The organism is Roseovarius sp. (assembly GCF_040219995.1).
Lineage (GTDB): Bacteria > Pseudomonadota > Alphaproteobacteria > Rhodobacterales > Rhodobacteraceae > Roseovarius.
In genome coordinates this window covers 46343-70878 of sequence record NZ_JAVJUC010000031.1, presented here as the reverse complement: position 1 = coordinate 70878, position 24536 = coordinate 46343, and the positions used below count along the sequence as shown (strand labels likewise).

The 24536-nt window shown below is 61.5% G+C and carries 5 protein-coding genes; 3 read left to right on the top strand and 2 right to left on the bottom strand.

Annotated elements, in window-relative coordinates; translation table 11 throughout:
• Positions 1–4: 4 nt before the first annotated feature.
• Positions 5–19207 (bottom strand): cadherin-like domain-containing protein, encoded by a 19203-nt coding sequence (locus tag RID11_RS14040; RefSeq protein WP_350140244.1) that lies wholly within the window; start codon positions 19205–19207, stop codon positions 5–7.
• A 999-nt stretch (positions 19208–20206) separates the two neighbouring features.
• Between RID11_RS14040 and RID11_RS14035 the strand changes: the two genes are divergently transcribed.
• The 3 genes from RID11_RS14035 (at position 20207) to RID11_RS14025 (ending at position 23592) form a co-directional block, all read left to right on the top strand.
• Positions 20207–21715 carry a hypothetical protein gene (locus RID11_RS14035; RefSeq protein ID WP_350140242.1) on the top strand — a complete coding sequence of 503 codons (1509 nt, stop codon included), beginning with the start codon at positions 20207–20209 and terminating at the stop codon, positions 21713–21715.
• A gap of 279 nt (positions 21716–21994) precedes the next feature.
• Complete coding sequence (locus RID11_RS14030) at positions 21995–22720, top strand: VPLPA-CTERM sorting domain-containing protein (RefSeq protein WP_350140240.1); 726 nt, start codon at positions 21995–21997, stop codon at positions 22718–22720.
• A gap of 338 nt (positions 22721–23058) precedes the next feature.
• Positions 23059–23592 (top strand): VPLPA-CTERM sorting domain-containing protein, encoded by a 534-nt coding sequence (locus RID11_RS14025; protein WP_350140239.1) that lies wholly within the window; start codon positions 23059–23061, stop codon positions 23590–23592.
• Between the two features lie 63 nt (positions 23593–23655).
• Here RID11_RS14025 and RID11_RS14020 read toward each other — a convergent pair whose 3' ends face one another.
• Positions 23656–24516 (bottom strand): glycosyltransferase family 2 protein, encoded by an 861-nt coding sequence (locus RID11_RS14020; protein ID WP_350140237.1) that lies wholly within the window; start codon positions 24514–24516, stop codon positions 23656–23658.
• Between the last annotated feature and the right edge of the window lie 20 nt (positions 24517–24536).

Below are 24536 nucleotides of genomic sequence, written 5' to 3'. Positions count from 1 at the left end.
TCCCTCACACAAAATCTATATCCGCGATTGTTGCCGCCCCGTTGACGATCACTAGGTCAAACTCGGCATTGTCGATGTAAATATAGGTGGCAGCGCCAAACGAGAACGAGAAGGCGATGTCGTTTCCGTTCAGGTCGAGTTGATCTTCGCCCGGCGTATAATCGAGGATTTCAAGTTGTTCCCGACCATTGCCGTCAGCCGCTTCGAACACGAAGGTATCGGTATCGGCCCCGCCGGTCATGAAGTCGAAGGGTCCGCCACCTGAGCGTATTTCATCCGCTCCGGCGGTGCCGACCAGGCCGTCCGACCCGGGCGTGCCCTGAATGATGTTGGGGCCGGTGCCGTCTGCCGCCCCGTCGATGGTGATCGTCACCGTGGCAGTATCGCTGCTGCCATTGCCGTCGCTGACCGTATAGACAAAGCTGTCGGTCGCCTGCTCCCCGGCCTCGAGGCTGTCGAAGGCACCGTTCGGATCGTAGCTGAAGGTGCCATCGCCATTGTCGGTGACCAGACCGAGCGTTCCGGTTGTATCGAGCCCCGTCACCGAGAGCGTATCGCCATCGACATCGGTATCGTTGGTCAGCACGTTGCCGGTGACAAAGGCACTGTCCTCGTCGGTGGTGAAATTCGCACCGCCGTCATCGATGGCCTGAACCGGGTCGTTCTCGCCTGTGATCGTGACGGTGACCGAGGCGCTGTCGGAGCCGCCATTGCCGTCCGAGACCGTGTAGGAGAAGGTTTCGGTCGCGCTCTGACCAATGCCAAGGCTTTCGAACGCCCCGTTGGGATCGTAGGTGAGCGTGTCGTTGTCGGCACCGATGGTGACGATGCCGGCAAGGCCGGTTGTATCGACCGACAGGATCTCGGGATCATCCCCGGTGTCGATATCGGTGTCATTGGCCGTCACGACTACCGATCCGGAGGCACCCTCGGTCACGGTCAGGGCATCGTCATTGGCTTCGGGGGCGTCATTGACCCCGCTGATGGCGATGGAGACTGTGGCGGTATCGCTGCCGCCATTGCCGTCGCTGATCGTGTAGGTGAAGCTGTCGGTCGTGCTCTGGCCGAGGGCGAGCGTTTCGAACTGGCCGTTGGGATCGTAATCGAGCGTGCCATCCGCCAGCAGCGTGACAAGCGCGCCCGAGGTCAGGGCGAACTGGGTGCCGACATTCCCGGCATTGCCATTGACCGCCGTGATCGTGCGCGTGTCGCTGGTATCGGGGTCACGGTCCTCGCCATTGCCATTGTCGGCGAAGACATTGGCCCCGACAATGGCCGTGTCCTCATCGGTGGAATAGGCATCATCTTCGGCGGTGGGGGTGTCATTGGCACCGGTCACGGTGATCGTGGCGGTGTTTGGCACGGTCACTGTTCCGTCAAAGACGTCATAGCTGATCGTGATCTGTGCGCTTTCGCCTGCGGCCAGATCGTTGAACCCATCAGGTGTCAGCGCGACCGAATTCCCGCTTATGGAGACGATGCCCGCCAGCGCGCGCCCGTCCGAGGACGTGGCGAGCGCGTTTTGAACGCTCAGGGTATCGCCGTCCACGTCAGCCGTTCCGGCAAGCAGGTCGATATTCAGCGGTGCGTCATCCTCGCTTGCGGTCACCGCAAGCGGTGTCACCGTGGGCGCATCATTCACCCCGTCGATGGTAACGGTGACGGTGGCGGTATCGGTGCCGCCATTGCCATCTGAAACCGTGTAGCTGAACGTATCGGTGGCGCTCTCGCCGTCATCCAGCCCTTCGAACTGGCCGTTGGGGTCATAGTCGAAGGTGCCGTCGCCATTGTCGGTGACAAGGCCGATGGTTCCGGTCGTATCGAGCGCGGCTACCGTGAGGATGTCATTGTTGGCATCGGTGTCATTTGCCAGAACGCTGCCGGTGGTAAAGGCAGTGTCCTCATCCGTGGCAAAGGTGTCATTCACCGCGACGGGTGGCAGGTTCGAGCCGCCGATGGTGATGGTCACCGTCGCCGTATCGGTGCCGCCATTGCCGTCGGAGATCTGATAGCTGAAGGTATCGGTCGCGGTATCCCCGGCGCCAAGCCCGCTGAAGGCCCCGTTCTGATCATAGTCGAAGGTGCCATCGGCGTTGAGTGTCACGCTGGCGCCTGAGGTCAGCGCGGTGGCGGTGCCGAGTGCGGCGGTCGAGCCGTTGAGCGCGATCACCGAGAGGCTGTCGTCGGTGTCCACATCGCTATCGGCCCCGTTGCCATTGTCGGTCAGCACATTGCCCGAAAGTGCCGCATCCACGGCCACGTTCAGCCCGTCATCCACCGCGTCGGGATCATCGTTCACCCCGGTGATGATCACGGTGGCGGTGGCCGTGTCGGTGCCGCCATTGCCGTCAGACACCTGGTAAGTGAAGCTGTCGGATGTCGTGACGCCCGCCGACAACCCGTTGAATGCGCCGTTGGGATCATAGCTGGCCGTGCCATCTGCGGTCACCGTAAGCAACGCGCCCGAGGCGAGGGTGACCTGGCTGCCGACATCGGTGGCCTCGCCATTCACCTGTGTCACGTTCAGCACATCCGAGATGTCGGGATCGCTATCCGCCCCGCCGCCGTTATTGGCAAAGAGGTCAAGCCCCGAAAGTGTCGTTTCCTCGTCGGTCGAGAAGGTGTCGGGCCGCGCTGCGGGTGCGTCGTTCACCCCGTCGATGGTGATCGTGACCGTTGCCGTATCGGTGCCGCCATTGCCGTCGCTGACCGTGTAAGTGAAGCTGTCGGTCCCGGTCTCGCCCACGGCCAATCCCTCGAATGCCCCGTTGGGGTCGTAATCGAAGGTGCCATCGCCGCCCATTGTCAGCAGCGCGCCGGAGGCAAGGAGGATCTGGGTGTTCACATTGCCGGCCTGTCCGTTCACCTCGCTGACGGTCAGCGTGTCGCCATCGGCGTCCGTGTCATTGGTCAGCACTGCACCGGAGGTGGCGCTGTCCTCATCTGTCGTGGCAGTATCGTCTGTGGCCACGGGCAGATCGGCATTACCGTTGATCGTGACGGTCACGGTTGCGGTATCGGTCGCGCCCTCGGAATCCCGCAGCGTGTAGGTGAAGCTGTCGGTCGCCGTCTCGCCGCTGTTGAGCGTCTCGAACTGGTCGTTGGGATCATAAGTGAAGGTGCCAGACCCATTGACCACCAGCAGCGCGCCCGAGGCCAGGGTGATCTGGCTTCCGATATTGGCGGCCTCGCCGTTCACTTCCGATATGAACGGAATATCCCCCTGATCGGGGTCGCTGTCAGGCCCGTTGCCATTGTCGGCGGTCAGATTGCCATTGAGGATCGTGTCCTCCGACGCGGTCACGGCATCATCCTGTGCGGTGGGGGCGTCATTGACGCCATTGACCGTGATGAAGAGGGTGGCGGTATCGGTGCCGCCCTGCCCGTCATCGACCGTGTACTGGATGCTGTCGGTCGCCGCATCGCCCTGCGCCAGGAAATTGAAGGCTGTACCGGGATCGTAGCTGTAGCTGCCATCAGAATTCAGAGTGATCGAGCCGCCGCCGGTGGTGGCTGTCGCCACGCCGACCGCGAGGGCCGATCCGGCAACTTCGGATACGGTCAGCGTGTCCCCGTCGATGTCGTTGTCATTGGTCAGGACATTGCCGGTGGTCGTGTTGTCCTCGTCGGTGGTGTCATTGTCTGTGGAGGCCACCGGCGCATCATTGACCCCGTTGATCGTGATCGTGGCTGTGGCGGTGTCGCTGCCGCCCTGTCCGTCCTGAATGGTGTAGGTAAAGGTTTCGGTCGCCGATTGTCCGACGCCCAGATCCTCGTATTGGCCATTCGGGTCAAAGCTGAAATCACCGTTGCCCTGCAGGGTGACGGTGCCACCCCCGGTCAGCGTGACCGGATTGCCGATATCGGCGGTAACGCCGTTGATCTGCGTCACGGTCAGCGGATCGGCATCTGGATCGGAATCCGCCCCGTTGCCATTATCGGCCAGAACGTTGCCGGTGATCAGCGTTTCCTCATCGGTGCTGATCGTATCATCCTGCGCCACCGGCGGCTGGTTGGTGGCATTGAGCGTGATCGTCACGGTGGCCGTGTCGGTGGCGCCCCGGTCATCCTCCAGCGTGTAGCTGAATGTCTCGGTGCCGCCGCCGGTGAAGGCACCATTGGGGTCGTAATCGAAGGTGCCGTCGCTGTTGAGTGTCAAGAGAGCGCCCGAGCCAAGGGTGATCTGGTTGCCCACATCACCGGCCTGCCCGTTGAGTGCCGTAACCGTCAGGGTCGAGGAATTGTCGATATCGCTATCCGCGCCGCTGCCATTGTCATCGAGGACATTGCCGGAAATGGTTGAGTTGTCATTGGCGTTGAAGGCGTCGTCTTGTGCGATCGGGGCATCGTTCTGGCCGTTGACGGTGACAAAGAGCGTCGCGGTATCAAGCCCGCCTTCGCCGTCGGAGACCTGATAGGTCACCTGATCCGAGCCGTTCTGGAAGGCCGCGAGGCCCTCGAACTGGCCGTTGGGATCATAGTCGAATGTGCCATCGGCATTGAGCGTGAAGAGCGCACCCGAGGCGAGCGTGATCTGGCTGCCAACATTGGCGGACTGTCCGTTGACTTGGCTGATGGTCAGCGGGTCATTGCCCGGGTCGCTGTCATTGATCAGGACATTGCCGCTGGTGGCGGGGCCATCCTCGCTGACCGAGACAAAGTCGTTGGCGGCGTTCGGGTCGGAATTGGTGACCGTCACTGTGAACGTGTCGGTCTCGACCGAGTTCGCCTCGCCTGCATTGTCATCCACCGTCACGGTGACGGTAAACGTGCCCTCGGCACCAAAGCTGTGCGAGATATTGGGGGTAAGCGAGGTGGAGTTGAAGTTCTGCACCGCGGAGCCATCGCCAAAATCGATCGTAAAGCTGCGGTTGTCGATATCCGGATCGCTCAGCGTCAGTTGCCGGTTGAGCGCCACACCTTCGCCCACCGAGGTGTTCGGCCCGGCCTCGAGCCCCGGCGCGTCATTGACAGGGTTCACGGTGATGTTGGCGGCGACCGGCGGATCAGACGAGAAGGCGATCCCGTCCGAGCCAGTCCAGAGGAAGTCATCCGCTCCGTTGAAATCCTGATTGCCGGTATAGATCAGGTTGCCTGCCAGCAGATCGGCGCGGCTGATCACCTGACCGGCCAGAACCGGGCTGCCCGAGAGTTCGAGCACGCCGTCATTGGGGAAGGTCTCGATCCGGATTTCCTGCAGCGTGTTGCCGTCCGGGTCGGTGAAGCCGGCGTCGAAAATCGCCGCATCCAGGATGATCGCGGTATCTTCTTCGCCCTCGGCCGAGACCGGAGAGATCGTCGGGGCCTCGTTGCCATAGATCTGGATCAGGACAGAGCCGTTCCAGCTGACGACAAAACCACCGCCCGGCAGCCCCTCGACCGCGGGCTGGTTCTGGGTGCCTGCCGCGGTGGTGTTGACCTGGAACTGGCTGTCGAGGCGATTACCATTGGCGTCATATTGCTGGGCAAAGACGCCCTGACCGCTGCCGTCAGTGCCGTTGTTGTCGGTCCAGGCGATCACGAAGCCGCCCGTATCGAGCGCGGCGATATCCGGCTCGAACTGGCTGCTGATCCGCTGGTCGTTGACGCGGAATTCTTCTGTGACCGGCGTGCCGTCGGGGGCGTAGATCGCGGCAAAGACGCCCTGGCCGCTGAGATCAGTGTTATCGTCGGTCCAAGTGACGGCCAGATTGCCGTTGGCTAGGACCTCAACCTGCGGGTCGAACTGATCGCCCCGGGTCGAGGTGTTGATCTGGAACTCGGGGCCCACCGGAGCGGCGCTTGCGTCAAAGCGCTGTGCGAAGACCCCGAACCGGTCACCATCCGCCGTGCCGCTGGAGGAGAACGACTCCCATGTGATCAGGAAGCCGCCATCGTTCAATTGCGTGATCGCCGGATCGGATTGTGTGCTCGTGGTTTCAGTATTGACCACGAACTGGCCAGCCAACGGAGTGCCGTCATTGGCGAAGTGCCGGGCCAGTATGCCTTGTCCGTTGCCATCGCTCGCGCCAGCAGAATCCACCGATTCCCATGTCACGACAAAGCTGTCGTCCTCCAGAACCGCCACTTCGGCACGGTTCTGATTCGAGGAGGTTAGGTTGTTCACCACGAACTCGGCTCCGCTCGGCGTGCCGTCGGGGTTGAAGACCTGCGCGACGACGCCCGAACCGCTGCCGTCGAGCGTGTCATCCGTCCAGATCACCACGAAGCCGCCATTGGAAAAGGCTGCGATCTGCGGATCGAACTGATCCTGCGTGGTGGTGGTATTGACCTGGAATTCGTCGCTGTCGCCCGAGGCGAGCCCGGTGCCATCGCGCGCCAGCTTGTTGCCGTTCACGTCGAAACGCTGCGCGAAGATGCCCGTGCGGTCGCCATCGGTGCCGAAGCTTTGCCAGACCACGATGAAATCGCCGTCGGTGCCGGGCAATTGAACGATGGCCGGGTTGTCCTCGCTGCCAGTATCGGTGGTGTTGACGGTCTGCTCATTGCCCACCGGCTGCGCCGCATCGGGAGTGGGGGTGATCGTGATGGTGACAAGCTGTGGCTCGGACGCCCCGCCATCGCCGTCGGTCACCTGAATGCGCAGGTCGCGCGTCGGCAGCGGATCGTCCGAGATGTTGCGATAGGTCAGATGCTCGACCAGAAGTTCCACGATCTCGGCCGTGGCATTGGCATTGAGAGAAAGCTCGAACGGTGTGCCGTTCTGGCCGTTCTGGATGATCTGCCCCACCTGCGTGCCATCCACAGAGACAGCGGTGCCCGCAATGCTCACCCGCGCGTCCTGCCGCAGGCCAAGCTGGTCCTGGGTCAGGTCATCGGGCGGATTGATCTGGTCAATTAGCGGTGCCGAGGAAATCAGGTTGGACACAAGGATCGAGCCGCCGTCGAAATCGGCGGAATCCGGGTCGGAGACTGCCGCTGCGCCATTGGCGTCGATCAGTTGCGGCACGCCGTTGAGCGTGTTCTCGGCATAGGTCACCGTGCGGTTGATCCCCTCCAGAACCGGGTCGCCGCCACTGGCGAAATCGGCCGGGTCGCCGAGGATGCGGTGGAAGATGCCGTTTCCGCTGCCATCGCCGGCCGATGCACTGGTCTGCGAGGTGAAGGACACCACGAGGTTGCCATTCGGCAGGCTGGCGATCGCACCCTGTTGCTGAACGCCGGAGAACTCCTGATTGACCTGAAGCGGCGCGTCGATGCGGTTGCCCTGCGCATCGTATTGCTGCAGGAACACGCCCCAGCTGGAGCCATCGGTTCCATTGCTGTCGGTATAGGTTACGGCAAAGCCGCCGCCCGATCCCTCGATCGCGGTCACGTCGGGCTGGAACTGGCTGTTGTCGACGACCCGGTTGACCAGGAATTCGTCACCCACGGTGTTGCCAAGCCCGTCGAAGCGCTGGCCGTAGATACCGGCGGACGTCGAGAACGCGAAATCATCGGCGATGTCGGATTCGTAGACGACCACATAGCCGCCATCCTCGGTCGCCGCGATGCGCGGCGAGAACTGGCTGAACCGCTCCAGCGTGTTGACCTGGATCGGTCCACCGATCTGGCTGTCATCCGCAGCGAAGCGCTGCAGGAAGACGCCAATATCATTGTCGCCCGGATTGTCCACGTTGCGGTCGGTGAAGACCACCGCATAGGTGCCATCCGACTGCACGGCGACATGCGGATTGGTCGCCCCGCCCGAGTCGAGCGGCGCGATCTCTTCCTCGGTGCCCAGAACGCCGCCCTGATCGTCAAAGCGCTGGATCAGGATCTTGTCGAGGAAGGGGGAGGTGTTGTCGCGCGCGTGATGCACCAGCACGAAATCGCCATTGCCGAAGGCCGCCAGTGCAGGCGCATCCGGGTCAATCGACGTCGCACTGTCGCGCACGATCTCGCCGCCGAGTTTCTGGCCGTTGGCATCATAGACCTGCAGGACGACTTCTTCATCATTGTCATCGCCGGTCAGGCCGGACTGATCCTCCCACGCGATGACGAAACCGCCTGTGGAAAGGCCGATGGCTTGCGCGTTGAATTGCTGGGACGCCGTCGTGGTGTTGACCTGGAACTCGCCGCCCACAGGGGCACCCGAGGCGTCATACCGCTGCGCGAAGACACCATCCTGATTGTCACCGGTCGCATCCTGGTTGTTCGAGGTCCAGACAATGACATAGCCGCCATCGGCCAGCCGGGCCACATGGCTGTCGGTTTGTTCGCCGGTGGCAAAGGAGTTGGTCTGCACCTCGTCATCCACGGCGACCGCGCCGTCGGTTTCCGGCGTGATGGTGATATCGACGGTTTCGCGCACATGCCCGCCATCGCCATCGGTCAGTTGGATCGCAACCAGACGGGATGTTTCGGGATCGTTCGAGATGTTGGCATAGGTCAGGTTCTGGATCAGCGTCTCGATCCGGTCCGCCGTGGCATCCGTATTGAGCGCGATCGCCAGATCGGCCCCGTTCGCGCCATCCGAGGTGATCGTGCCGATGGCCGTGCCGCCGACCGAAACAGTGGCACCCGTGACCGAGACATCGCCGGATGTGTCAAACCCGAGCTGATCCTGCGTCGCGTCATCCACCGGGCCGAATTGCGGCTGGATGGTATCGTTGGTGGTCATCGAGACGGTCAGGGTGCCGCCATCGAAATTGGCGGAATCCGCATCGCCCAAGCCGATGGAGGGGGCGATTTTCTGACCTCCGGCGTTGAGGGTGGCCTCGTCGAATGTCTGCGCGGTGTCGAACCCGTTCAGGACGGGTGCCGCTGACACAAGCACGTCGCCGGGTGTGGCAAAGACCTGCTGGAAGATGCCGTTGCTGTCGCCATCTCCGGCAGTGCCGGATGTCAGGGACGTCCAAACCGCCGCGAACCCGCCGTTTGGCAGGCTGACAAGACGCGGCTCGCTCTGGGTCGAGGAGAACTCGGTATTGATCTGGAACTCGCCGTCGATGCGGCTGCCATCGGCAGCGAACTGCTGGCCGAAGACGCCTACTCCGTTACCATCCGCACCGCTGAAATCCGTCCATGCGACGACCCATCCGCCGGTATCGAGCGCGGTTATGTAGGGATCGTTCTGCGTGGAAAAAGTTGTCTCGTTGACAAGTGTTTCGCCGCCCACAGGGGTGCCGTCAGCATTGAATTGTTGCTGGAAAACGGCGGTGGAACTGCCGTCGATGCCGCTGTCGTCATCCCAGACCACGACAAAGCCGCCATCGGTGAGCGCCGCGACGCGGGCCTGATCCTGATTGTTGAGTGTGGTCGTGTTGACCGGAATTTCACCGCTGACCGGCGTTCCATCCGCTTCGAACACCCTCGCAAAGACGCCGTTGGAACTGCCATCGCCTGCGGAGGCAGAGGTGAAAGAGGTCCATGTCACCACGACACGCCCGCCGCTCAGCACGGTGACCGAGGGGTCGGATTGGGTCGAGGAGGTCTCGACATTCACCTGCACCGACGCGCCAAGCGCCGTGCCGGTAGTGTCGAACTCGCGCATAAACACGCCCTGACCGCTGCCATCGGCACCGCCTTGATCGGTATAGACCGCCACGATCGTGCCATCGGATTTGGCCGCGAACTCCACCTGGTTCTGCGTGCTCGGGGTGATGTCGTTGACAAGGAACTCGTCACCGACGCGGGTGCCCGCCTCGTCGAAGATCTGGGCGAAGACCCCGTTCGAGGTCTCGCCATTCGGCACGCCGTCGGGATGCCCCCAGCTGTTATCTTCCCAGCCGACGACAAAGCCACCGGTGGGCAGGCCTGTGACCGACGGGTCGGTCTGGTTGAATTCCGAGTGCAGGGCCACTTGGAATTCAGGCCCTGTCGGATCGCCGTTGAGGTCATAGCGCTGGCCGAAGATACCGGCGCCATTATCCTGCACCCGGTCCTGATCGGCGCTTTGCCAGACCACGACATAACCGATCTGCGCGCCGGTGGAATCGAAGATTTCCGACACCGCCGCATCGCTCTGGCTGCCGGGCACGAATGTGTTGACCTGGTCTTCGTCGCCTTGCGCGACAACGGTGCTGTCCGCCTCGGGCGTGATATTGACCGTGATCACCTGCGATCCGGTCGAGCCGCCATCGCCATCTGTGACCTGCACCACGATCTGTCGGCTTGGCGTCGGGCCGTCTGAGAGGTTGGCATAGGACAGCTGCGCGATTACCGTCTCGACCGCCTCGGGCGTGGCATTGGCGCTGCTCAGCGCGATCTCCAGCGGCTGAGCGTCGGTGCCGTCGCGGACGATCGTGCCGATGACATTGCCGTTCACCGAGACCTGATTGCCGGAAACGCTCACGCCATTGCCGTCCAGAACGCCAAACGCATCTTGTGCCGCGCCTTCGCCCGGGCCGCGCAATTCATCCTGAATTGCGCCGCTGCCGACAATGCGGGACACTAGGATGCTGCCGCCATCCAGATCGGCCGAGTCCATGTCCGTGAGCGAGACCGCCCCATCCTGATTGAGCAGTTGCGGCGCCGCGTTGACCACCGATTCAAGGAAACTGACGGTTTCCTCGATCCCTTCCAGCACCGGATTGCCCGAGCCCGCGGGGCCCGCAGGCTGATCGAACAGAGCCTGGAACACGCCGTTGCGGTCGCCGTCGCCCGCGTTGCCGGATGTCTGTGACGTCCAGACCGCTGCCAGCGCACCGTTGGCCAGTACCGCCAGATCCGGCTGGCTCTGGGTGCCGGATGTTTCACTGTTGACCACGAAGGGCAGGCCATCGACGCTGCCATCGGCGTTGAAACGCTGCGCGGTCACGCCCTGACCGCTGCCGTCAACTCCGCTGCTATCCGACCACGCGACGACGAAGCCGCCATCATTGGTGCCGACCACCACCGGATCGAACTGGGTGGAGAGTTCCACGGCATTGATCTGGAACTCGCCGCCCTGGGCCACGCCGTTGATGTCATAGATCTGGCCGAAAATGCCGTCACCGCTGCTGTCGACACTTTCCCAGACAAAGACGAAGCCGCCCGAGGGCAAGGCCGCACTGGCCTGAAGCGCCGCCACATCCGGGCGGTCCTGCGTGTTCAACGTGGTGGTGTTGATCTGCCGCTCGTCCGCGCCTGCGGTCGTGCCGTCGAAGGACACCAGCGCGCCATTGCTGTCGATGCGCTGCGCAAAGACGCCCGTGCTGCTGCCATCGGCGCCGCCGCGCTCTTCCCAGACGACCATCACATCGCCGTCGGGTAGTTCGGTTGCGCGCGGACGCAGTTGATTGCTGGTCGTGCTCGAGTTGATCTGGAACTCACCGGCCTCGGGCGTGCCAGTCGCATCGAAGGTGCGCCCGAAGATGCCGCGACCGCTGCCATCACCGGCGTCACCCGATGTCTGGGAATCCCAGATCGCCATGAACCGGCCTGCGCCCAGATCGACGATCTGCGCCGAATTCTGGTCCGAGGAGAATTCCTCATTGACCTGGAAGGCCGTGCCAAGCGTGGTGCCGTCGTTCTGGTAAAGCTGGCCATAGACGCTCTGACCGCTGCCGTCGCGACTGTTGCCGCTTTCCGTCCACATGATGACGAAGTTGCCATTGTCCAGACCCACGGCGCGCGGCTGGATCTGATCCGCCGCAGCAATGTCGTTGACCTGGAATTCGGCCCCAGCCTGAACGCCCTGCGCGTTGTAAAGCTGGGCAAAGATGCCGCGATTGCCGCTGGCCGGATTATCCTGGAACTCGGACGTCCAGGTGACCACGTAACCGCCATCGCTCAGCGCCGCGATGCGCGGCGATTGCTGATCGTCGGCGGTGAAGGTGTTGACCTGCGCCTCGGGGCTGTCCGATTGCAGGACTTGCACGAAGTCGCGCTCGACACTGAACGCCTGCGCCCGGTTGAAATTGCTGGTCACCCCGGCCTGATTCTGGATCGTCAGGTCGAAGCCCGCCGTCGTCGTATTGTAGGCCCCGTCCAAACCGAACGTGAGCGCCTCGGCCAGCGCCTCGATCGCTGTGGCATCGGCATTTGCGTTCAAGTCAATCTGAAGTGTGGCATTGGTCACGCCATTGAACGTCCCGTTCACGGTGCCGATCACTGTGCCCTCATAAGACACATTGGTGCCGTCGAACCCGATCTGGCCGCTGCCGATGCCCTGATCCTGCACCGAAAGCCGAATGCTGGCGATGCCGCTGAACACTTCCTGCACACGAAGGGAGCCGCCATCGAAACTGGTGCCTTCGAAGTCATCGAAATCAATGTCGGAGTCGATCACGACCGGGGCTGCATTCAGCGCGGCTTCGCTGACCGAACGCACCGTGCTGCCCTGTTCGTTTTCGCGCTGGCCCCAGTCATCCGTCACCAGCCCTGTGGATGCAGATGTGCCCGCCAGGATATTCACCAAGATCGAGTCCGGCTCGGTCTGGCCGCCATCGCCATCGGTGATGACAAAGCCGATCCCACGCAACGAATTGGTGACAGCGGCCGCGCTGTCGGTCGAGCCATAGGCCAGATGCTCCATGATCGACTTGATCGAGGCGGCATCCGAAGAGGCGTTGAAATCAATCACCAGAGACGTACCATCGGCACCGTTCTGGGTGCCGTCGATCGTGCCGACCGCCGTGCCGTTCACACTGATCGTGTTGCCTGAGATACTGACATCCGCATCGGTGGCAATCGATAGCTGATCCGTCGCCGTCTGACCGGCGGTGTAGTAGACCTCAAGCCGTCCGCCATCGAAATCGGTATTGTCCGGGTCCGAAAACGCCACCGCGTCGTCTAGGACCTGCGCGCCCGCCGTGACATCATCTGCGAAGAGTTGAACAAACCGCTCCACATCGCTCAGATCAGGGGAGGTATCGGCGGGATCTGTGGGAACATATGTGCGCAGGGAGACACCATTGCTGCTGCCATCGCCCGCACCTCCGCTGGTGGTCGATGTCCAGATTGCTGCAAATCCATCGCCGAAGGACGTGACCGCCGACTGATTCTGGGTTGAAGAGATCTCCTCGTTGACCTGGAATTCGCCATCCACGCGGGCCCCGTCGGCGGCAAAACGCTGTGCGAAAATCCCATCGGCCGAGCCATCCTGGCTGCTGCCCGCTGTCCAACTGACCAGGAAGCCGCCATCGCTGAGTGCTGTGACATCGGCATCGGATTCGGAGTTGATCCGGTCGGTATTGACCCGGAACTCCGCGCCGATGGCCGTGCCGGTCACATCATAGCGCTGCGCAAAGACCCCGTTGGACGACCCATCGGCCGCATTGTCCGTCCAGACCACGACGAACCCGCTGCCACCGAGGCCGGTGACGGCTGCGTCCGATTGGCTGTTCTCTGTGGTCGTGTTCACTAGGAATTCGGAGCCAACCGCGGCGCCGCTGGCGTCATACCGCTGGGCGAAGATGCCGTCCGAGTCGCCATCGCCGTCTCCGCCCGATGTGGGGGCGGTAAAGACGATGATATGCCCGTCATTGAGACCCGACCCATCCACGAGGGTTGCAACATCCGGCTGGGACTGGTTGCCACTGACATTATCCGTATTCACGACAATCTCGGGTCCGACCGGGTTGCCCGAGGCATCGAACCTCTGGCTGAGGATGGAATCGATGTTGCCATCGCCATTGTCTGACACATAGGTCACGACAAACCCGCCGCCCTCGAAGGCAGCGACCGCCGGAGAGAATTGCGACTGTACAACTGCGGTGTTGACCACGAATTCGCCGCCCTGCGGCGCGGCGTTGGCATCGAAGCGTTGCGCGATGATCCCGGCGTCATTAATGCCCGGGGCGTCCTGATTGACGCCGCGCCAGACGACGACAAAGCCACCATCATCAGTGGCCGCGACCACCGGCTCAAATTGTTGGTTGGCTGTCGTGGAGTTGATCCCGACTTCCCGACCAACCGGGACGCCGGTGCTGTCGTACAGCTGCCCGAAGACCCCTTCGGTGAACCCGGAGTTGAGATCGTCCTGGCCAATCGACTCCCATACGACAACGAACCCGCCGCCGGTCAGTTCGACAATCTGCGCGGTGTCCTGCGAGCTTTCTGTATAGGCATTGACCCGGCGCTCCTCGCTTACTACCAGCGACACATCCTCCTCGGGCGTCACATTCACGTCGATGAAGGCCGTGTCCGACGCCTGTCCGTCGCCATCGGTCAGATCAAGGCTGAGCCGGCGCGCAGGCGCGGGCGCATCAGAGCCATTGGCATAGGCCAGATTACCCAGCACCGCCTCGACCGCCTCGACCGTGGCATTGGTATTGAGCGCGATCGAAAACGTCTGACCGGCAGCACTGATCGTGCCGATCACCGTGCCGTCGACCGAGACCGTGTCGCCGAGGCCCAGACCGCTGAACTGCACATCACCGTTGCCGATATCACCACTGACAAGACCCAACATGTCCTGCGTATCATCGTCGCCAAGGTTGAGCTGCTCGAGGGTGTTGAACGTCTCGTCCACGGCCAGGGTCAGCACACCGCCATCGAAATTGGCCGAATCGGTATCGCCAAGCGCGATCGTCTTGTCGGTCTCGATCCGCTGGAACCCGGCATTGACGTCCGACTCTGCAAAGGTGACCGAGGTCGAGATGCCTTGCAGGACCGGGGCGGCCCCGGGCATGAAGCTGACCGCATCGCCGAAGATCTGTTGGAACACCCCGTTGCCAGAGCCGTCCCCGGAGGTGCCCGACGTCACAGAGCCGAAGGTGGTCACGAAATTGCCGCCCGGCAGGGGTGCCAGTTTCGGCGAGAATTGAGTGCTCAGGGTGGTCTCGGTGTTGAGGATGAATTCCCCGTCGAGCCGCGCGCCAGTGGCGCTGAACACCTGTGCCTTGGTGGAATCGCCGCTGCCGTCATCCCCGTTCGAGAAATCGCGCCAGGCGATCACGAACCGGCCGTCGTCGAGACCGATCACATCCGGCTCGCCCTGTGTGCCGTTGCCGTCCTCGTTGACCACGAACTCGCCACCTACGGCGGTGCCGGTGGCGTCAAAACGCTGGGCCACGACCCCTTGGCCGGAATCGTCCAGACCGCTGCCATCTTCCCAGACAATGACAAAGCCACCATCGGCGGTGGCGGCGATCGAGGATGCGTTTCCGCTGGTCGAGAGCGTATTCACGGCAAATTCGGCGACCGCTTCACTTCCGTCGGGATTGAAGATCCGACCAAATATTTCACTGCCGGTATTGTTCCAGGTAACGGCGATCCGGCCATCGTTCAGAACTTCCACATCCGGCTGCGACTGGTTGCCGGAGATGGTGATGTTCACCGTCTGCTCGCCGCCCACCGGCGTGCCGTCGGTCGCGAATCGCTGCATCACGATCCCGTCGCTGGAGGCATCGCCCGTGTCCGAGACATGGACGATCACATAGCCGCCTGCGTCAAAGCCTGCGGTGCCCGCCGGGATCGTTGCGACCGCCGGATCAACCTGACTTTGCGGCGTCGAGAGATTGACCACCGTCTCACCGCCCGCTGTCGTGCCATCGGCATTGTAGCGCTGTGCGATGATCCCAAAATCGAAAGCGCCGGGATCATCCTGGCTGCGCGCCTCCCAGACAACGATCCAGCCGCCATTGGCCAGTGCCGTGACGACCGGATCTTGCTGGATATCGGCATCGGTCGAATTCACCTGGAACTCGCCGCCGATGCGCACGCCGTCGGATGAATAGCGCTGCGCGAAGATGCCAGCCTGATCCCCGTCCTGATCGTCTGAGGTCCAGACAACCACCCAGCCACCATCGCTGAGCGTCGTGATCTCTTGGTCGCCCTGATTGCCGGAGGTAAAGGAATTGACTTGCTCTTCGTTTTCCACCGGCAGCGGTGCGTCTGGTTCGGCGACCTGGTTGATGGCGATCTGAAACGAGATCGGCTGGGTCAGTCCGCCATCACCATCCTCGATGTTGAGTGAATAGGTGCGCGTCGGGCGCGGGTTGTCGCTGTCGGTCTGATAGGTCAGCGCGTTGAGAACGGATTCCACCCGTTCGGTCGTCGCTCCTGCCAGCAGGTCGAGCTCCAGATCGGCCCCGTTCAGCCCGTCCGAGACGATCTCGGCCACAGCCACGCCGCCGACGCTGATCGTGGTGCCTGCAATCGTCACATCGCCACGCGGGCCGACAAAGAGCGAATCCTGGCTTTCATCATCCGGGGCATTGAACCCGTCTATGGCTGGATCGGTCACGATGCGGGTCAGGCGCACGCGCCCTCCTGCCAGATCGGCGGAATCCGCATCAGACAGTGCCAGTGCGCCCGCCGGTGCAAGTGCGGCACCGGCATTGGCCGCGTCCTCCTCCAGCGTGACGATCTGCGGCAGGCCATTCAGAACAGGTGCTGCGGACTGGCTGATCTCGAGCGGGTCCCCGATGATCTGCTGGAAAACGCCATCGCTGGACCCGTCCCCGGCCGTGCCGGAGGTCTGCGACGTCCATTGAACCACGTAGTTGCCATTCGGCAACGCGGTCATCACGGCCTCGTCCTGGGTTCCCGAAACCTGCGTATTGATCAGCACCTGGCTGTCAAGCCGCGTGCCATCGGCATCGAAAACCTGGGCGAACACGTCCTGGCCATTGCCGGGCGCGGGGGTCGAGGTGTCAATCCAGGAAATGACAAACCCACCGGTATCAAGCGCAATGATATCCGGCAGGGTCTGATCGCCGAGCGTCACGTCATTGACCCGGACCTCGCCGCCCACAGCCACGCCCTGATTGGTGAAGCGCTGATAGTAAATGCCGCCCGAACTGCTGTCCTGCCCCTCGGAGCGCCAGGCAACGACGAAGTCACCATCGGCCAGCACCGCCACGCGCGGCACGTCCTGGTTGCTGTTGGTGAAACTGTTGACCTGAAATTCGCCGCCTTCGGGCACCCCGGCCGCATCGAAGATACGCGCTGATACCGAACTGCCGGAGCCGTCGCCATTCGCGGTATCGTTCTGTTCCCAGACGACCACGAAGCGGCCGCTCTCCAGCGCGGCGACGGCAGAGGTATCTTGCGCGCCATCGGTCTGCTGGTTGACGATGATCTCGCCCCCCACACGGGCTCCCGCGGCATTGAAGAGCTGCGCGATCACGCCGTTGGAACTGCCGTCCCCGGCATCACCGCTGGTCTGAGACGTCCAGGTGACGACATAGCCACCATTGCTCAGGCTCTCGACCTGCGGCTGGAATTGCGATGCGGAGGATTCGGTTTCCACCTGGATTTCGGTCTGGGTCAGCGCCCCCGTGGCATCGTAGCGGTTCAGGCGGATGCCCTGAATGGTGTCATCATCCCAGACAATGACCCAGCCGCCATCGCTCAGCCCGCTCACATCGGCGTCGAACTGTGACGAGTCTACCGTCTGGTTGACCTGAAACTCGCCGTCCACGGCCCGGCCATCGGCATCGAACCGCTGTGCAAAGATCCCAAAATCGTTGTCGCCGCTATTGTCCTGATTGCGGGAGGTCCAGACCGAGATGTAGCCGCCATCGGCCAGCGCGGCGATCACGGAATCGCTTTGGCTATCGACCGTTACCGTATTGATCTGACGCTCTGGCCCGACCTTGCCGTCGATATCTGGCTCTGCGGTGATCTGTACGTCGATCACAATCGGGTCCGAGGCGGCGCCGTCGCCGTCTTCGAGAAGCAGCGAGAGCGTGGTGGAGGGGCGCGGATCGTCCGAGGTATTCTGATATGTCAGGTTCTCGATCAGGATCTCGACCGCACCCGCATCGGCATTGGCGGTGAGATCGATGATCAGATTGGACCCGTTCGCGCCATCCGAGGCGATGGTTCCCACGAGCGTGCCGTTCACGCTGACATCCGTGCCCGCCACAGAAACTGGACCGGAGGTATCGAGGCCAAGCTGATCCTGCTCATCTGCATCCTGGGGGGCGAATTCATCCTCTGCCACCGATTGCGCGAGCGAGGCCAGAATCAGCCGTCCGCCTGCGAAATCGGCGGAATCTGCGTCCGATACCGCAGCGGCCCCATCTGCATCCACGCGTTGAGGTGCCGCGTTCACCGCATTTTCAGAGAAGATCCGCGTTGTCGAGACGGCCTCAACTTCTGGTGATGCGCTGGGTTCGACAAATGTCGCGGGATCGCCGAATATCCGCTGAAAGATGCCCAGACCGCTGCCGTCGCCTGCCGTGCCTTGGGTATCAGATTGCCAGACCGTGACAAAATCCCCATTGGCGAGCGGCGCCACGTCTGAGAGCTCCTGATCGAAGGTGATCTCCTGATTGATCTGGAACTCGTCCGTGGTCGCTATGCCGTCCGCATCAAAGCGGCGCGCAAAGACGCCGTTGGAATTGCCGTCGCCAGCCGTTCCGCTGTTGACCGAAGTCCATGAGACGACGAAGCCACCATCGCTGGTGGCCGTGACTTCGGGATCGAATTGCGAGGAGGAGAACTCCTCATTGACCTGGAACTCGGAGCCGACGGCGGTGCCGTCCCCCTCGTAGATCTGGGCGAACACGCCCACCCCTGAGCCATCGGCGCCGCTATTGTCTTCCCAGACAACGATGAAGCGCCCGCCGTCCAGTCCTGCGACAGAGGCGTCGGACTGGCTGTTTGTGGTCGTGGTGTTGACCTGAAATTCCGTTCCGACGGCGGTGCCGTCAGCGGCATAGATCTGACCAAAGACACCGTTCGAGGAACCATCGCCGACGGGGCTGGTCCAAACCACGACAACACCGCCAGCGGTCAGATCATTTGCATCCGCTCCGGGTTGGATGGTGGCGATCGCCGGTTCCGACTGGTTGCTGCCTGTTTCGGTGTTGACCTGAATGTCGTCGCCGGTGGGAGTACCCACCGCATCATAGAATCGCACCCGGATGCCATCAATGCTGCCATCGCCCAGATCATCGGTAAAGGTCACGGCAAAGCCGCCGCCGGGGAGCGCGGCCACCTCGGGGTCGAACTGGGTGGAGGCGGTATTGACGCTGTTGACGATGAATTCATCGCCGAGTTTCGTGCCATCCGCTGCGAACCGCTGGCCGATCACGCCGAAATCACCTGATCCGGGATTATCCTGATTCTGGGCCTCCCAGACAATCACGAACCCGCCATCCTCGGTTGCCGCGATTGCCGCATCCTGCTGGATGTCGCCCGCGGTGCTGTTGACCTGAACCGGTGCGCCGATCCGCTCGCCCTGCGCGCTGAAATGCTGCGCGAAGATGCCGGCCTGATCGCCATCCTGGCCTTGGGATGTCCACACGATGTAATAGGAGCCGTCAGCCAGCGTGGCGACCTTGGGTTCGTCCTGGTTGCCAATGACAAAGCTGTTGACCAGCATTTCGGATGTAAGCGGTGAATTCATTTTACCCCCCAGTAAAAAATTCTGCTCCGAACAGAGCCAAACGCGAGACGTGATCAACTTGGACTCAATGATCCTCGCCGGTTAAACTTGCTTTTGGGGGAGAACGTCACTTCACGATCAGAAGATGAAGTGGAAAATTGATGGATCCGCCCCCAGACTCTCATTCTTCATGGCTTAGCCACCCCGATTCAACGGGGTGCTTTGGTTCCAGTATTCTTGGTCGCAGCCCCGCCGTTTATTCAATATTCGAGGCGAACCCGAACGGGCTTAATATCAAGGGCTGCGGATATGGGTATCGTCGAGACCGGTCATATAAAATTCGGACCGGATGGGTGTCTGGTCAACAAGGCCAACCACCGACTGTCCCGAGCATTGGTGAGTGTACTTTCCTCGATTACGTTTAACCACAAGTCGATTACTCGGTGATGTTTGCCTTATTTTCGCCACAAGTCAAAAAAAAACTGACCTTCAGAGCCAACATAACCATCGGCTTGATTTGCTGTGAAATTATGCGGTCCCAATACACGTTATAAGTGTTTTCTGGCAGTGGTCGAGACAGCCTGTTCGGGATCGACGGTTGGCCGACGCCTGATCCTTTGTGAATGATTCGAACTTTGTGGGGGAAGGTTTGCGTCATATTGCGAGTTGGTTCGGATGGTATCATGCGACCCACCGACAAGCTGGTTGAGGATATGTAGCCGGGAAACCGGCTCAGACTACCGATTAGCAATCTTGCAATAACTGTCGTGGAAAGGGTTACACCTCCTGAAAATTGATCAACATTCTAGAGAAAGCGTTTTTCCCGGTGTTAGGCGTCGAGAAATGCGCCCTGATCGCTTAAACTCCGAAAGTCACGACCCGGAATGCCAGATGCCTCTTACCGTCACTCGTCGTAAACTGCTCAGATACCTCGCCGGCTTCGGGCTTTTGCCTGGGGCGGCGATCTCTCAGCAGGGTTTGCCCGGTGGAAAGCCCATCGAGGCTGAGGGCGGGAAGGTCATGTTGCGTCTCTCTTCTTTGTCGCGCCTTTTGCCAGGGCGGCGGCTTCTGGCGCGGGTGCGAATCCCTGAAACCAGCGCCCCGGTGCTTGGGTCCGAGGCGCGCGAGACGGGGCATCGGCTGCTCTGGCGGCTGGTTTTCGAGGGGCGCGCGGCGGGCAATCATGGCGATCTCTATGAAAACCGCGATCGTGCGCATTCCCTGTTGCCCCCCGAGGCGCATCCGCAGTTGACCCATGTCGCCTATGACGCGGAGATGCGCAAGGCGAGGCTGGATTACGGCCTTGCCGGGCCGGTGATCTTTGATGCACCGCTTATCGGCAATTCCTCGACGGCCGTGAAAGACGGCCCGCTCTGGCGGTCGCTGCCGCGCATGGCGCTGACCCGCGACGACGGGCCGCTGACGCTTTATCAGAACTACCTGGCCGGGCAGATCCACGTCTACCCGGAGCATCGCGACCATGATCCGGAACATGGCGATCTCATTCCGGCCAACACGCCTTTCTTTCTGATTTCGCAAGGCTCATCCGGGTCCGATCGTCCACATCTGGAAGCGCTGGCGATGATCCTTGCGGCCTTTCGGCCCGAGACCAAGAAGTACCTGCACGAAAACCAGCTTCTGGCGCCGACCGTGCAGATGATCTTTCGACGCAGCCTTGCACCGGTCCTGAGCCGCGAGGCCTATCTGTCGGGGCAGGCGCATCCGTCGGTGGTACCGGCGGATCAGATCAATCTGATGCGCATGGTGCAACTGGCCAATACGCTCACGCCCGAGACGGTGCCGCCGATGGTGCGGCTCGCCGTTCTGTCCGAGACGGACGCCACCGAAGGAATCGACTATTTCGGAGAGGGGCTGAGCGAGCGGCTGCTTGACACGCCTGTGGCTGTCGCCCGGCTCTGGCGCAGTCATGTGCATCGCCGCAGCATGGTGGTCTCGGTCGAGGCGACGCGTGATCCGCAGGGGCGCACGCCGACGTTTCTTTGGCGACTGCTGCGCGGTGATCCTGCGCGCAGCCGGATCGAGCCGCTGGACGAGCGGGGCCTGCGCGCCCGGATCACCGTGGACTGGCAGTTGCCGCGTCCGGTGCCGGGTCAGCCTGACATTCGCTCGAACCGTGTGGATATCGGCGTGTTTGCCCGCGTCGGAGACCAAGACAGCACACCCGGCCTGATCTCGATCCTGCTGCCGCAGCACGAAACGCGACGCTACGCTCCTGGTCCGGATGGAGAGATGCGCATCGAGCGCCGCGATTTTCAGGTGCCGGAGCGGGGCTATGCCGATCCCGTGCTTTTTCCGCAGAGCGCGTGGCAGGATGTCTACCGCTATGACCCGGCGGGGGCGTTGCTGGGTTGGGATCGGCAGGGGGCCGGTGGCGCGATGCGCTTTGATGCCGCCGGGCGCAGGCATACCGAAACAGGTACCGCGCCGGTGCGATATGTTGTGGAGCGCCCCTCCGGCGCGGCCCCGCGAATCGTGATGAAAACACAGGGTTTGGATGGGGCGCAGTAGGCGAATCGGTGTCGCTCAAGATCCGCGTTTCCCTAAACTCCCCAATCGAAACAAAATGATGACATTGATGCAAAAACGGCAACAAAAGCCAGCACTCATCCTATGGTAGAGGCTCTTTTTAATCAGCGCGTTGTTAACGAATATGGCAGGAAAAAGACTGTTTCGTGGCCCAAAGTGGGAAAATTTTAGCCAGAATAAGAAAATTCACATATTGTTGATGAATAAATAACTTTGGAGAGATCCATGTCTGTTTTTCAATTGAAAGCGCTGACCTGCGTAATGGCTGTGTCTGGCGCACTTATGGCCGCCCCGGCGCAGGCGGCGACGATCACCGTATCGGTACTTGATGCAGCTGCTTATAACGGCAGCTTTGGCTCTGGGTCGAATGTGGGTGAAGACTTCGAAGCCCTCGGCGCTTTAGAGGGCGAGGGCGAGGTGGCCGATGGATTTGCGACGGCGGTCGGCACCTTCGCGACGTTGGGTGGTCAAGGAACCGGCGGTACGGTCACCGGTTTACCCGGGAACTCGGGCAAACTCCTGGCGTTGCGGGACGGCAATGTCTTCGGGCGAGAGAACATAACGCCTGATGGTGGCGCGTGGTTTCTCGACAGCAACGACACCTGGGGCATGGACTGGGATGTCGCGCTTGCGGGCGGACAGGCCTTCAGCGCGGTGATGTTCGCGCTCAGCGATGCCAGCGATCAGGGGGCGTATCTGCGCATCACCACCGGCACCGATAGCGCCGAGGTGCGCACGGGTGGGCCGCTGACCAGTGGCAATGACAAGCTGGTGATCATCGACTTTGGGGGGGCGGTCACATCGGCCGAGATCGTGCTGGGCAATTTCACCGCGTCGGGTGGCACGACGTTCAAGAAGAATGACGGCTTCTCGATCGACGGGCTGCAGGTCGCGGCTGTGCCGATCCCGGCGTCGCTGCTGCTGCTCGGCACCGCGCTGGCTGGCCTTGGCGCTGCGTCCTCGCGCCGCCGCAAGCGCGCTGTCTGAGACGCGACAATCACATTCACATTTGCGTGCTCACTTGGAAACGGTCGCTTCTTGCGGCCGTTTTCTTTTGTCAGGGTGGGCGATTCGCAGGGGTAGCCGACTTGGGCGATTGCGTGCACATCGCCTGTTCCAGAATTCGCGACAATCGGTGCGGAAACGATGCATTTACTACGAATAGGAAAATTCTTCCAAGGCGAGTCAATGCAGGGTTGCAGAAGCACTGTGCAACATATGCGAATTGAGGCCAAAATGCGGTCGAATTTAGAGATTTTTGTTTTCAAGCCACAGCAACTCGGGTAGTTTGAAGAGTGTGAAGTATCCTATTAGGGGGAAATGAAATGAGTATTCTGAGCAAAATTTTGAGAAAAAGTGCCGTGGGTGCAATGGCGCTGACTATGGTGGTTGCGCTCGGTAGCGATAAAGCGGACGCTGCCACGGTTGTTTTCCAAGGCGGTGGTCCGTATGACATTACCTCGGATAACATTTTCCTTGGTAATGTGGATGCGTTAGGTGGTGCAGGAAGCTACTCTGTGGATTTCACATCAAGCACTGATCCTCTTGATGCAATCGCAAATGCATCTGTCACGGTAGGTGTAATTGGGACTTTCACCAATTTGATTGCCGAGTGGATAAACACCGACACCAATGTCGTACTTGAGTCGGAGGTTGTCGCCGCTCCTCTTACCGAGTTGCGGACGACTTTCGGGACACCTAACCTGAACCAATCGCTCGTTTTCAGCTGGGACGACTCTCTTGCTGATGCAGGTTTCGATTTTGATGTGGCAGCTGTTCCGCTGCCCGCCGGTGGTCTGCTGCTGCTGACCGCTCTCGGCGGTGTCGCTGCGCTGCGCCGCAAGCGCAAGGCAGCGTAACCAAATCTACGGATCAAAATTCCGACAAAGGGCCGCCTCGCGCGGCCCTTTTTCATATGCGCTTCAGATGTCCAGCCCCACCGCCTGCCGCAGCATCCAGACCATGCGCAATAGGCGGAGGCGGATCAGGGTGACTGCCGCGCGCCAACGATCGCCAGATGTTGTGAGTTTATGGCTGCGAAAGACCTTTGGTAGATGTGCTATCGCGCTAAGTGGCATTGCCAGTGCTTTGACCACCCAGAGCAGGCGGCTTTTCGGGCCTTGCACCTTCAAGCCAAACTGTTCCTGGGTAAGACGCCGCCATTTTGTGCGTAATGCTGGCCAGTCTTGTCGTGAAGGATGACCGACGCGCAGCCTGTCCTCATAAATCAACTTATAGCCTTGGTCCGTGGCGCGGAACGACCAATCTGTATCCTCAGAGACACCGCCGCGGAACGGGCCCACATCCTCGAACACGTCGCGGCGGGTGATCAGGTTGCCGGTGCCGGAGAATCCCTGCACTTCGATGTAGTGGCGAAAGTCGAAGGCGAAGACCGCCTCGAAGGCCTCGGCCCCGCTGCGCGGCGGGGGGGTTTCGTCAAACACCTCGACGCGACCACCGATCAGATCCGCCTTGTCTGCCACCGCCCGCCCGACCGTGACCCAGTCAAGGGCGGCAACGCAATCGGCATCGATGAACATCAGGCAAGGGGCCGAGGTCTCCTGCACGCCCGTGTTGCGGGCTGCTGCAGCTCCTTTCTCGGCCTCGGTGACGAAACGAAAATCGGGGAACTGCTTCTGAATCTCGGTCAGTGACTGCGTCGAGCCGTTATCGACCACGAGGACCTCACAGCCCGCAAGATCGTTCTCCTGCAGCGCGCAAAGGCACCGCCCTAGTCGCACCACATCATTGTAATGCGGGATGATGATCGCAATCTCGGGCATCGTCCTCTCCGTTCAGGAGC

Coding starts and splice junctions, on each gene's coding strand:
- RID11_RS14020 (WP_350140237.1), bottom strand. CDS start 24,516: ATGCCCGAGATTGCGATCATCATCCCGCATTACAATGATGTGGTGCGA.
- RID11_RS14025 (WP_350140239.1), top strand. CDS start 23,059: ATGAGTATTCTGAGCAAAATTTTGAGAAAAAGTGCCGTGGGTGCAATG.
- RID11_RS14035 (WP_350140242.1), top strand. CDS start 20,207: ATGTTGCGTCTCTCTTCTTTGTCGCGCCTTTTGCCAGGGCGGCGGCTT.
- RID11_RS14040 (WP_350140244.1), bottom strand. CDS start 19,207: ATGAATTCACCGCTTACATCCGAAATGCTGGTCAACAGCTTTGTCATT.
- RID11_RS14030 (WP_350140240.1), top strand. CDS start 21,995: ATGGCTGTGTCTGGCGCACTTATGGCCGCCCCGGCGCAGGCGGCGACG.